Origin of the sequence: Mycolicibacterium sp. ND9-15, assembly GCF_035918395.1 — a bacterium.
GTDB lineage: Bacteria > Actinomycetota > Actinomycetes > Mycobacteriales > Mycobacteriaceae > Mycobacterium.
The window spans coordinates 3,164,496-3,176,408 of record NZ_CP142362.1; the positions used below are offsets into that span (position 1 = coordinate 3,164,496).

Below are 11,913 nucleotides of genomic sequence, written 5' to 3' on the forward strand. Positions count from 1 at the left end.
CCTCGCGTTGGGAAACTCAGCGCTGGCCGCTGGAGCGCACCCCCAGCAGGACGTCCTCCCACGCCGGCACCGCCGGATGGGGCTTGCCCTTGCGGGCTTTCGGCTGCGGCGTTGCGACCGGTTCAGGCGCCGCCTCGGTCGTCGGTTCGGGCACGCTCACCTGCACCGGCGGCTCGATCGGCAGCATCGGCTCCTCGACTTCGAGTCTGGGTTGGGGCAGCGCTGCCACCGGACGCAGCGGACGCGTGAAATTCGGATCGATCAACTCGGATGCCGCGTCGTCGAACGCCGTCACCGTTCCGCCGTGGGCGCCGGGCGTGAACCGGAAATGCGCGACGTTGTCGGACAACCCGGCCTGCCACGCCAGCTGCACCGTCCAGCGCCCGTCCTCGTTGCGCCACGCGTCCCAAGTCGGGGCGTCCGGGTCAAGGCCGCGGGCGATCAGCGCCGTCGTGACCGTCTCCAGCAGGGTCAGCACCGAGGGACCGTCGGGGAGCACCGGATGCGCGGCGGTTGCCAGCTCGGCGGCCCGGGAGCGCTCGAGCAGCACCGGATGGGCGAACCGCTCGACTCGGGCCACGTCGACTCCCGACGCGTGGGCGACCTGCTCGACGGACGCACCAGCCCTGATCCGGGACTGAATCTCCTTGGGGCGCAGCATGATTTGTACCTCGACATCGTCTCGCGGCTGGCTCGAGCCCACGTGGTCACCACGGACGGCGGCACGCAACCGGTCGTCGGGCCGCAGGATGAACTTCTCGCCGGAGCCGTCGGCCTCGCAGATGATTCGTTTGCCGTCAACGTCGAGTCCGACGACTTTGAGTTCCCGCATGGCGACCTCCTCCGGGCTAGCGCCAAGCCCGATCAACCGGACACTACTGCGTTATCCGCCCGTTACCTGGTAGGACACGCGGGGACAGGAAGCCGCCGCCTCGCTGTTCGTCGCGGCTAAAGCCGCTCCACCACCCAGTCGATGCACGCGGTGAGCGCGCTGACGTCCTCGGGGTCGACCGCCGGGAACATCCCGACCCGTAGCTGGTTGCGGCCGAGTTTGCGATACGGCTCGGTGTCGACGATGCCGTTGGCCCGCAAAGTGGCCGCGACGGCGCTGGCATCTATGTCGTCGTTGAAGTCGACGGTGCCGACCACTTGCGAGCGCAACTGGAGGTCGGTGACGAACGGCGTCGCGAACTCGGCCGCGTCGGCCCACCCGTAGAGCCGCTGCGAGGAGTCCGCGGTGCGCTTGACCGCCCAGTCCAGGCCGCCGTTGCCCAGTAACCAGTCCAGTTGCTCGGCGAACAGGATCAGGGTCCCGATCGCGGGCGTGTTGTAGGTCTGGTTCTTCAGGCTGTTCTCGATCGCGATCGGCAGCGAGAGGAACTCCGGCACCCAGCGACCGGCATCGGCGATCGCCTCGACCCGGGCGAGCGCAGCCGGCGACAGGATGGCCACCCACAGGCCGCCGTCGCTGGCGAAGTTCTTCTGCGGCGCGAAGTAGTAGGCGTCGGCTTCGGTGATATCGACGGGCAGGCCGCCCGCCCCGGACGTGGCGTCGATCGCGAGCAGCGCATCCCCCGACCCGTCCGGGCGTCGTACGGGCACCGCGACGCCCGTCGAGGTCTCGTTGTGCGCCCAGCCGATGAGGTCGACCGACGGGTCGGCCTGCGGTGCCGGCGCGGTGCCGGGGTCGGCCTTGACGACGACTGGGTCGCCGACGAACGGGTTCTTGGCCACCGCCGAGGCGAACTTCGCGCTGAACTCGCCGTAGGTCAGGTGCAGCGAACGCTTGTCGATCAGCCCGAACGCCGCGGCATCCCAGAACGCGGTGGCGCCGCCGTTGCCGAGGATCACTTCGTAGCCGTCGGGCACCGAGAACAGTTGCCGCAATCCGTCGCGGACCCTGAAGACCAGGTTTTTGACCGGCGCCTGGCGATGCGACGTGCCGAACAGGTCACCTGCGGCGGCTAACGCTGCCAGCTGTTCCGGCCGGACCTTCGAGGGCCCGCAGCCGAAGCGGCCGTCGCGCGGTTTGAGGTCGGCAGGGATTGTCAGGGGCGATGAGCCGCTCGGGCGAAGAGCATCTGGCGGGGCCATGCGGTCAACACTAATGACCGGATGTGCGCGTCCGCGGCGGGGAGGGGTGGCAGAGATTTTCTAGAAAAGTGGGTAAACGGCGTTTATCGAAACCTCCGCGTGTCCATACTGTGACCTGTCGGGGACTGCACCCGAGCCCATGGGGGCCCTGTGATCAGTCAGAGCAGAGCGAAGCTCGTTCCGGTCTTCGCCGCGGCGGTGGCGGTGTCCACCTCGATGTTCGCGGTTTCGGCCCACGCCGACGGCGCCGACAACGGCGCGTTGCTGAACGAGATCAACGCCGCGCGCGCGGCCAACGGTTGCGGCCCCGTCGCGGCCAATCCGCAACTGAGCGCGGCCGCCGCCCGGCAGGCCAACGACATGCTGGCCAACAATGTGCGGAGCCACACCGGCTCGGACGGGTCTTCCGTCGGCCAGCGCATCACCGCCGCCGGCTACACGCAATACGCCAACGTCGGCGAGATCATCTTCTGGAGCACCGGGGTGGGCGCGGTCCCGGCCGCGGCGGTCAACTGGTGGATGAACAGCCCGGGACACCGCGCGATCATCACCGACTGCGGGATGACCGAAGCCGGGGTCGCTGTAGTGCGCAATGGCGCCAGGGCCGCCGCCGTAGGAGAGTTCGGCAGGAAGTAGCACCGCGGAGGTCCTGCGTGTGACTGCGATCACATGGCTGCCGGCTGGCGACGGTGTGACACATCCCGCATCGGGGTATGTTCAGTAGGCGGTACCTGCGGTACCGTTCTTGGACATCGAAGGCGTGAATGTAAACCTCAAGGGAAGGTTTGAAGATGGCCCGGACTCGAGTGGTCAGGCGTTGGCGTCGCAACATGGAGGTCGGCGACGACGCCCAGTACGTCGACACGCTCACGACGCTGTCCGAGGGTTCGGTGCGGCGCAACTTCAACCCGTATACCGACATCGACTGGAACTCCCCGGAGTTCGCCGTCACCGACAACGACGCCCGCTGGGTGCTGCCGGCCACCGACCCGCTCGGTGGACATCCCTGGTATCAGGCACAACCGCTGCAGCGGCAGATCGAGATCGGGATGTGGCGCCAAGCCAACGTCGCCAAGGTCGGGCTGCAGTTCGAGATCATCCTCATCCGCGGCCTGACCAACTACGCGTTCTGGGTGCCCAACGGCTCACCCGAGTACCGCTACTGCCTGCACGAGTCGGTCGAAGAGTGCAACCACACCATGATGTTCCAGGAGATGATCAACCGCATCGGCGCCGACGTGCCGGGCATGCCGCGGATGTTGCGCTGGCTCTCGCCGTTCATACCGCTGGTCGCCGGTCCGCTGCCGATCCCGTTCTTCTTCGGTGTGCTCGCGGGCGAGGAGCCCATCGACCACACCCAGAAGAACGTGCTGCGCGAAGGCAAGGACCTGCATCCGATCATGGAGCGGGTGATGGCGATCCACGTGGCCGAGGAGGCCCGCCACATTTCGTTCGCCCACGAGTATCTGCGCAAGCGGGTGCCGAATCTGAGCCGTCGTCAGCGGTTCTGGTTGTCGCTGAACGTGCCGATCATCATGCGGGTGCTGTGCCAGGCGATCATCGTGCCGCCCAAGGCGTTCTGGCGGGAGTTCGACATCCCGCGGTCCGTGCGCAAGGAGTTGTTCTTCCGCGCACCGAAGTCCCGCCAGTTCCTGCGCGACATGTTCGGTGACGTCCGGATGCTGTGCGACGAGACCGGTCTGATGAACCGGCCCGCCAAGCTCATGTGGCGGCTGTGCAAGATCGACGGTAAGCCGAGCCGCTACCGCAGCGAACCGGCCCGCCAGCACGTGGTCGCTGCCGCGTAGGGGGCGTTCGTGCCGCATGTGATAACCCAGTCGTGTTGCAGCGACGGGTCCTGTGTTTATGCGTGCCCGGTGAACTGCATCCACCCGACACCCGACGAGCCGGGGTTCGCCACCGCCGAGATGCTCTACATAGATCCGGTGGCGTGTGTCGACTGCGGGGCCTGTGTGTCGGCGTGCCCGGTCGGGGCGATTGCGCACGACTCGAAACTGGAGCCGGCACAACTTCCGTTCGTCGCGCTGAACGCCGCGTTCTACCCCGAACCGGATGGGAAGCTGCCTCCGACGTCGAAGCTGGCGCCGGTCATCGAGGCGCCGGTGGTGTATCCGCGCTCCGGCGGACCGCTGCGGGTCGCGATCGTCGGTTCCGGCCCGGCGGCGATGTATGCCGCCGACGAGTTGCTCACCCAGAAGGGTGTGCGGGTCAACGTTTTCGAACGGCTGCCCGCGCCATACGGTTTGGTGCGCGCCGGCGTCGCCCCCGATCACCAGAGCACCAAACGGGTGACCAAGCTGTTCGACCGGGTGGCAGCGCAGCCTGGGTTCACGTTCTATCTCAACGTCGAGGTGGGGTCGGACGTGACCCATGAGGAATTGCTCGAGCACCACCACGCCGTCCTCTACGCGGTCGGTGCGGCCAACGACCGCCGCCTCGACATCGAGGGCATGGACCTGCCCGGCACCGGCACCGCCACCGAGATGGTGGCCTGGTACAACGCCCACCCCGATGGCCACCCTGACTTCACCTTGCTGCCAATGGATCTGAGCCACGAGCGGGTAGTCATCGTCGGCAACGGCAACGTCGCCCTCGATGTCGCGCGAATCCTCACCACACCGCCGGACGACTTGGCGCGCACCGATATCGCGGATCACGCACTCGCCGTCCTGCGCGACTCCAAGGTGTCCGAGGTGGTGATCGCGGCTCGTCGCGACCCCGCAAATTCGGCATTCACGCTGCCGGAGGTGATCGGGCTGACGTCGACGTGCGAGGTGGTGCTATCGCCCGCCGACCATGAGTTGGTGGGCCGCGACCTGGCTGCCGCGCAGGATCCCTTGACGCATAACAAGCTGGAGATCCTCAGCAAGCTCGGCGTCGTGTCGGAAAAGCAGGGGCCGCATATCCGACTGGCCTATCGGCTGACACCGAAGCGGGTGGTGGGCATCGACTGCGCCGGTGCGATCGAGTTCACCGTCACCGGCACCGACGAAGTGCGCCGGCTGGACGCCGGGCTGGTGTTGACGTCGATCGGATACCGCGGCAAGCCGATTCGCGGACTTCCGTTCGACGAGACGGCGGCGGTCGTGCCCAACGATGGCGGACGCGTCGTCGACCCTCAGTCGGGCGCGGCCGTACCCGGCAGTTACGTCGCGGGGTGGATCAAGCGCGGACCGACCGGGTTCATCGGCACCAACAAGTCGTGCGCCGCGCAGACAGTGCACAACCTCGTCGCCGACTACAACGACGGCAAGCTGCGCGCCCCGGTTCACAAGCTCGCCGCGCTCGACAACTTCGTGCGTAGCAGGCGAGCCGACGTCGTCGACTCCGCGGGGTGGCAGGCGATCGACGCCGCCGAGGTCGCCCGCGGCGGCGACGAGCGGCCACGCGTCAAGTTCACTACCGTCGCCGACATGCTGGCCGCCGCGGCGGACGCTCCCGCGCCGTCGCTCGGTCGGCGCCTACTGGCCGGGCTGCGGCGCTAGAGTTCCGCTCGGTTGTTCGGCTACGAGTACCCGACGGCTGACCGCGCTCAACGATGCGCGCCCTAAACGGTTGATCGCACGCAGGAGATGAGGGCAGTCAACCAGTTAAGGCCCAGCCGCTACGACAGGCTCAGACGATCGAGAACGACGGCGGCGACCCAGTCGCCCAGGCCCGGCCGGGGCCATGCGTCGTCGGGAATGCGGCGGACCAGATCCGCGAAACTGTGGGCCGCAGCGGCGAACGGTGTCGTCACGACCGGACGACTTGGTCCCACCCCTCGACCGACTCGGGGCTGCGCGGGCCCGGCCCGACGTAGATCGCCGACGGGCGCACCAGCTTGCCGAGTCGCTTCTGCTCGAGGATGTGCGCGCACCAGCCGGCGGTGCGGCCGCAGGTGAACATCGCGGGCATCATCTTGGTCGGCACCTGCGCGAAGTCCAGGACCACCGCCGCCCAGAACTCGACGTTGGTCTCGATGGCGCGGTCCGGTCGCCGTTCGCGCAACTCCGCCAGCGCGGCCTGCTCGAGCGCGGCGGCCACCTCGTAGCGCGGCGCCTCCAGCCGCTTGGCCGTCGCGCGCAGCACCCGGGCGCGGGGGTCCTCGGCGCGGTACACCCGGTGCCCGAAGCCCATCAGCTTCTCGTTGCGGTCGAGGATGCCCGTCACGACGGCGCGGGCGTCGCCGGTTTTCTCGGCCTCTTCGATCATCGGGATCACTCGCGCCGGGGCGCCGCCGTGCAACGGCCCGCTCATCGCGCCGATCGCACCGGACAGCGCAGCGGCGACGTCGGCGCCGGTCGACGCGATCACGCGGGCGGTGAACGTCGACGCGTTCATGCCGTGCTCGGCGGCGCTGACCCAGTACGCGTCGATGGCCTCGATGTGCCTGGGATCCGGATCACCCTGCCAGCGGGTCATGAATCGCTCTGTGACAGTTGAACATTCGTCGATGGCCCGCTGGGGGACGGCCGGTTGGTAGATTCCGCGGGCGGATTGTGCGACATAGGACAGCGCCATCACCGACGCCCGGGCCAGCTGGTCACGGGCGGTCGCATCGTCGATGTCGAGCACCGGGGGATAACCCCAGATCGGGGCGAGCATCGCCAGGCCGGCCTGCACGTCGACGCGCACGTCGCCGCTGTGGATGGGCAGCGGGAAGGGTTCGGCAGGCGCCAGACCGTTGCCGAACCTGCCGTCGACCAGCAGCGCCCAGACATCGCCGAAGGTCACCCGCCGGTCGACGAGATCCTCGATGTCGACGCCGCGGTACCGCAGCGCACCGCCGTCCTTGTCGGGTTCGGCGATCTCGGAGGTGAAGGCGACGACGCCTTCGAGGCCGGGTACGAAATCTTCAGGCACCGCACTCATGGGCCAGATTCTCGCACTGCCGGCCAGAGGCACATCCTGCCGGTTGATGACACAGCGGCAAACGCCTTGGGCGTAGCGTTGTCGCGATGGCGGAGGTAGGCCCGGAAAACCCAGAGCGCTTGGCGCGGATGCGGGCGGAATACGGCTCGGCGGAGAAGGACGGCAGTCCCGATCTGGACGTCGACTGGTTGGCCGACGGCTGGGTTGCGTTGCTGCGCAGGTGGTTAGCCGAGGCCGAGCGGGCCGGCGTCGCCGAACCCAACGCCATGGTGGTCGGCACGGTCGACACGCATCGCCGGCCCGTCACCCGGTCGGTGCTCTGCAAGAGCGTGGCCGAGGCCGGCATCACGTTCTACACGAACTACGACTCGGACAAGGGCGAGCAGTTGGCCGCGGCGCCGTACGCGTCGGCCACTTTCCCCTGGTACCTGCTGGGTCGCCAGGTCCACCTCCGCGGACCGGTGACGAAGGTGTCCGCCGAGGAGACCGCCGACTACTGGTCGAAGCGGCCGCGGGGTTCGCAGCTCGGCGCATGGGCGTCCTACCAGTCCAAGCCGATCGCCTCGCGGGCTGCGCTCCTGGAGCAGCTCGCCGAGGTGACGCGTCGCTTCGAGACGCACGCCGTTGTGCCTGTGCCGCCGAATTGGGGCGGCTATTTGATCGCGCCCGAAAGCGTCGAATTCTGGCAAGGCCGGGAGAATCGTGTGCACAACAGGATCCGCGTTCAGGGCGATCGTATCGAGCGGTTGCAGCCGTAGCATTCGTTCGCGACCCGGGGACGCCGCCTGTAGGCCTAACGCCGGAGATGTATCAACTAGCCCAATCTGTGCCTCATTATTTGTTCGCGGATTACGATGCCCTTCGTGCCTGATGGTCGGGGGGCGCAGACTCTCGGGCTGCGCGAGCGCAAGAAACAGCGCACGCGTGCGACTCTTCTCGATGCCGCTGTCGAACTGTGCAACGGACAGGGGTTCGACAACACCACGGTGGACCAGATCGCCGCGATCGCCGATGTCTCGCCACGCACCTTCAGCCGGTACTTCCCGACCAAGGACTCCATCGCGCTGGCGTTGGTGGACGAGATCATCGACCGAACCGCCGTCGAACTGCGTCGTCAACCGCTCGAAACGAACCACTTCGACGCGATCCTGCGCGCCTACGTCGCGATGGCCGAGACGGCCAAGCACGCGGCACCGGGTGAGCTGACCGAAGACCGGGTGCTGTGCATCACCCGAATCATCGTGTCGTCGCCGACGCTGCGGCAGGTCACCGTCGAGTTCCGCGGCAACGCGGTCGATGTCGTGCTGGCCGCGCGGATGGGAGTCACTCTGGGTGACCGCCGGGTCCGGTTGGCCTCGGTGACGTGGGGTGCGGTGATCATGACTGCGCTCGGCGACGTCGTGCACAACAGCAGGGACTGGTCACGGGTGACCATTGACGACCTGATCGACCGCCTGGAGACGGTATTCGCGGAATTCACGGGCCTGCTGGGTGACCTTCGGCAGGTCGTCTGAGCAACTGACCGCCCCCGGCGGGACACCCCCGCCGGAATGGGACTACCTTTTGTAAGAAGCAATGTTCAATTCCCAGCAGCGACGAAGGGATCCTCGTGGCCGATAACGCGAAGAGTGGGGAAGGGCAAGCCACCCTCTCGTACCCCGGTGGCACGCTCGACCTTGACGTCGTTCCCGCCTCCGAGGGTGCCGATGGAATCGCGTTGGGTTCACTGCTGTCGAAGACGGGCTACACCACGTACGACGAGGGCTTCGTCAACACCGCGTCGACCAAGAGCGCGATCACCTACATAGACGGCGATGCCGGCATCCTGCGCTACCGCGGCTACCCGATCGAGCAGCTTGCGGAGAAGTCGAACTTCATCGAGGTGAGCTACCTGCTCATCTACGGCGAGCTACCCAGCAAGGACCAGTTGGCGGAGTTCACCACCAGGATTCAGCGGCACACGCTGCTGCACGAGGACCTCAAGCGGTTCTTCGACGGTTTTCCGGCCAACGCTCATCCGATGCCAGTGCTCTCGAGCGCGGTCAACGCGCTGTCGACGTACTACGAGGACTCGCTCGACCCGTTCGACGACCATCAGGTCGAACTGTCGACGATCCGGTTGCTCGCGAAGCTGCCGACCATCGCGGCGTACGCCTACAAGAAGTCGGCTGGTCAACCGTTCCTGTACCCCGACAACTCCCTGACGCTGGTCGAGAACTTCCTGCGGATGACGTTCGGCTTCCCCGCCGAGCCCTACGAGGTCGATCCCGAGATCGTCCGCGCGCTCGACATGCTGTTCATCCTGCACGCCGACCACGAGCAGAACTGTTCGACGTCGACGGTGCGGCTGGTCGGCTCGTCGCAGGCGAACCTGTTCACGTCGATCTCCGGCGGCATCAACGCGCTGTGGGGCCCGCTGCACGGCGGCGCCAACCAGGCGGTGCTGGAGATGCTGGAGAAGATCCGCCATGCCGACTTCGACGTGCACGAGTTCATCAGGAAGGTGAAGAACCGCGAGGACGGCGTGAAGCTGATGGGCTTCGGGCACCGGGTCTACAAGAACTACGACCCGCGCGCCCGCATCGTCAAGGAGCAGGCCGACAAGATTCTCGGAAAGCTCGGCGGCGACGACGAGATGCTCGACATCGCGAAGACGCTCGAAGAGGCCGCGCTCACCGACGACTTCTTCATCGAGCGCAAGCTCTACCCGAACGTCGACTTCTACACCGGCGTGATCTATCGCGCTATGGGATTCCCGACGCGCATGTTCACGGTCCTGTTCGCGCTTGGCCGGTTGCCGGGATGGATCGCGCACTGGCGCGAGATGCACGACGAGGGCACCGGCAAGATCGGCCGCCCGCGCCAGATCTACACCGGCTACACCGAACGCGACTACCAGGACGTCAACGCCCGCTGATCCTTCTTCGTCTTGCCGCGAGCGCACCCTTGTAGGCAAATGGCCGCATTTGGTGTGCATAGCTGCGCGCTCACGTGAGAGGGACATCACCGCCGCATCGCCTTGCCACCGAAACAGTTGTAGTTTCACAATTGTCGGGTGGATGAATCCGTCGTCCGGTCGTCCCCGGCTTCGCGTGGGCCCAGAGCCGCTCGCCGTAAGGCCGTCATTTTGGTGACCTGCTGTCTGAGCCTGCTGATCGTGTCGATGGATGCGACGATCGTCAACGTCGCGATTCCGAACATTCGCGCCGACCTGAACGCCTCCGGCCCACAGCTGCAATGGGTCATCGACATCTACACGCTGGTGTTGGCGTCGCTGCTGCTGCTCTCGGGGGCGGCTGCCGACCGGTTCGGCCGCCGGGGGACGTTCCAGCTCGGGCTGACGGTATTCGCGGTGGCGTCGCTGATGTGCAGCCTGGCGCCGAACATCGAGACGCTGATCGCCGCGCGCCTCCTGCAGGCGATCGGCGGGTCGATGATGAACCCGGTCGCGATGTCGATCATCACGCAGGTGTTCACCGGCCGGGTGGAGCGCGCTCGGGCCATCGGCGTGTGGGGCGGCGTCGTCGGCATCTCGATGGCGGCGGGTCCGATCGTCGGCGGCGCGCTGATCGAGTTGATCAACTGGCGCGCGGTGTTCTGGATCAACCTGCCGATCTGCGCGCTGGCGATCGCGCTGACCGCCATCTTCGTCCCAGAGTCCAAGTCCGCCACGATGCGCAGCGTCGATCCGCTCGGGCAGGGCCTGGGTATGGCTTTCCTGTTCGGCATCGTATTCGTGCTCATCGAGGGCCCGGTAGAGGGTTGGGCCGACGCGCGCATCGTCGGGGTGGCGGTCGCCGCGGTCGCCGCCTTTGTGGGCTTCCTCGCCCACGAGGCCCGCAGGCAAGACCCGTTCATCGACCTGAGATTCTTCCGCAGCATTCCGTTCGCGTCCGCGACGGTGATCGCGGTGTGCGCCTTCGCCTCGTGGGGTGCGTTCCTGTTCATGATGTCGCTGTACCTGCAGGACGAGCGCGGGTTCTCCGCCATGCACACGGGACTGATCTACTTGCCGATAGCCATTGGCGCGCTTGTGTTCTCGCCGTTGTCGGGCCGGCTGGTCGGCCGGTTCGGCGCCCGTCCGTCGCTGTTGACCGCGGGCACGCTGATCACGGCGGCGACGTTGATGCTGGCCAATCTGTCGGCGACGACGCCAGTGTGGCAGCTGCTTATGGTCTTCGCGGTTTTCGGCATCGGCTTCTCGATGGTCAACGCGCCGGTGACCAACGCCGCGGTCAGCGGTATGCCGACCGACCGGGCGGGCGCCGCGTCGGCGACAGCCTCGACCAGCAGGCAGGTCGGCGTGAGTATCGGTGTGGCGCTGTGCGGTTCGGTAGCCGGCGGCGCGCTGGTCGCGATGGGCCCGGACTTCGCAACGGCCACCCGGCCGCTGTGGCTGGTCTGCGCCGCGCTTGGGATGGTGATCGTCGTCCTCGGCTTCTACTCGACCTCCCGCCGGGCTTTGCGTTCGGCAGATCGACTCGCCCCACTGGTGGCCGCTGATGTCAGGTAATCGTCTCGCCGACGAGGCGTGGCGCGCGATGGCCGCGCTCGTGGTGGACAACCGCGACAGCTGGAAGCGGGCGGCCGTCGAACAGTCCGGGCTGCCGTTCAGCCGGATACGGATCCTGCGACGGCTGAGCCGGCGAGCCATGACGGTCAAGGAGGTGGCGCACGCGGCGACCATCGATGCGCCGGCCGCGACGGTCGCCGTCAATGACCTGGAAGGGCGTGGACTTGTTGTGCGCCAAATTGATCCGGCGAACCGCCGGTGCAAACGAGTGTCGCTCACCGATGCGGGACGCGCCATGGTCGACAGGATCGACGCGATCGTCGACCCGGCGCCGGAAGTGCTGACGGCTCTGGATGACGGCGACCTCGAGGCGCTCCGCGACATCCTGGCCAAGCTCGCGTCGAAATAGCATCCTGGTCGCAATTGCGGCG

General features: G+C 67.1%; 12 protein-coding genes. 8 read left to right on the plus strand and 4 right to left on the minus strand.

The annotated features are described in order from the left end of the window. Positions 1–16 precede the first annotated feature (16 nt). Together sepH and serC are read right to left on the minus strand one after the other, a co-directional pair. Positions 17–832, minus strand: coding sequence for a septation protein SepH (gene sepH / locus QGN32_RS15505; protein WP_326545247.1), 816 nt, complete (start codon positions 830–832; stop codon positions 17–19). Positions 833–948: 116 nt separating this feature from the next. Continuing rightward, entirely contained in the window at positions 949–2,094 is a 1,146-nt protein-coding gene (gene serC, locus QGN32_RS15510) for a phosphoserine transaminase (protein ID WP_326545248.1), read from the minus strand. 150 nt (positions 2,095–2,244) lie between these two features. On the opposite strand from serC, the gene QGN32_RS15515 reads away from it, so the two are divergent. The 3 genes from QGN32_RS15515 (at position 2,245) to QGN32_RS15525 (ending at position 5,600) form a co-directional block, all read left to right on the plus strand. Then, on the plus strand, positions 2,245–2,730 hold the full coding sequence (locus QGN32_RS15515) for a CAP domain-containing protein (protein WP_326545249.1): 486 nt from the start codon (positions 2,245–2,247) through the stop codon (positions 2,728–2,730). Positions 2,731–2,885: 155 nt separating this feature from the next. After that, positions 2,886–3,902, plus strand: a complete 1,017-nt coding sequence (locus tag QGN32_RS15520; protein ID WP_326545250.1) for an AurF N-oxygenase family protein — start codon at positions 2,886–2,888, stop codon at positions 3,900–3,902. A 9-nt stretch (positions 3,903–3,911) separates the two neighbouring features. Beyond that, positions 3,912–5,600: an FAD-dependent oxidoreductase gene (locus tag QGN32_RS15525; RefSeq protein WP_326545251.1), complete on the plus strand. Its 1,689-nt coding sequence runs from the start codon at positions 3,912–3,914 to the stop codon at positions 5,598–5,600. A 119-nt stretch (positions 5,601–5,719) separates the two neighbouring features. Here QGN32_RS15525 and QGN32_RS15530 read toward each other — a convergent pair whose 3' ends face one another. Next, positions 5,720–5,854, minus strand: coding sequence for a hypothetical protein (locus tag QGN32_RS15530; RefSeq protein ID WP_326545252.1), 135 nt, complete (start codon positions 5,852–5,854; stop codon positions 5,720–5,722). Further along, the gene (locus tag QGN32_RS15535; RefSeq protein ID WP_326545253.1) at positions 5,851–6,969 is read right to left on the minus strand and encodes a citrate synthase 2; all 1,119 of its coding nucleotides are present in this window, start codon (positions 6,967–6,969) and stop codon (positions 5,851–5,853) included. Before QGN32_RS15535 ends, QGN32_RS15530 begins: the two co-directional genes overlap by 4 nt. An 86-nt stretch (positions 6,970–7,055) precedes the next feature. On the opposite strand from QGN32_RS15535, the gene pdxH reads away from it, so the two are divergent. From pdxH to QGN32_RS15560, 5 genes are all read left to right on the plus strand, one after another. Continuing rightward, positions 7,056–7,727, plus strand: a complete 672-nt coding sequence (pdxH, locus tag QGN32_RS15540) for a pyridoxamine 5'-phosphate oxidase (protein ID WP_326545254.1) — start codon at positions 7,056–7,058, stop codon at positions 7,725–7,727. Positions 7,728–7,832: 105 nt separating this feature from the next. Beyond that, complete coding sequence (locus QGN32_RS15545; protein WP_442791712.1) at positions 7,833–8,483, plus strand: TetR/AcrR family transcriptional regulator; 651 nt, start codon at positions 7,833–7,835, stop codon at positions 8,481–8,483. A 95-nt stretch (positions 8,484–8,578) separates the two neighbouring features. Further along, on the plus strand, positions 8,579–9,886 hold the full coding sequence (locus tag QGN32_RS15550; protein WP_326545256.1) for a citrate synthase: 1,308 nt from the start codon (positions 8,579–8,581) through the stop codon (positions 9,884–9,886). 138 nt (positions 9,887–10,024) lie between these two features. Beyond that, on the plus strand, positions 10,025–11,482 hold the full coding sequence (locus QGN32_RS15555) for an MFS transporter (RefSeq protein ID WP_326545257.1): 1,458 nt from the start codon (positions 10,025–10,027) through the stop codon (positions 11,480–11,482). After that, positions 11,472–11,891: a MarR family winged helix-turn-helix transcriptional regulator gene (locus tag QGN32_RS15560; protein ID WP_326545258.1), complete on the plus strand. Its 420-nt coding sequence runs from the start codon at positions 11,472–11,474 to the stop codon at positions 11,889–11,891. The genes QGN32_RS15555 and QGN32_RS15560 overlap by 11 nt, the downstream gene beginning before the upstream one ends. Positions 11,892–11,913: the final 22 nt, after the last annotated feature.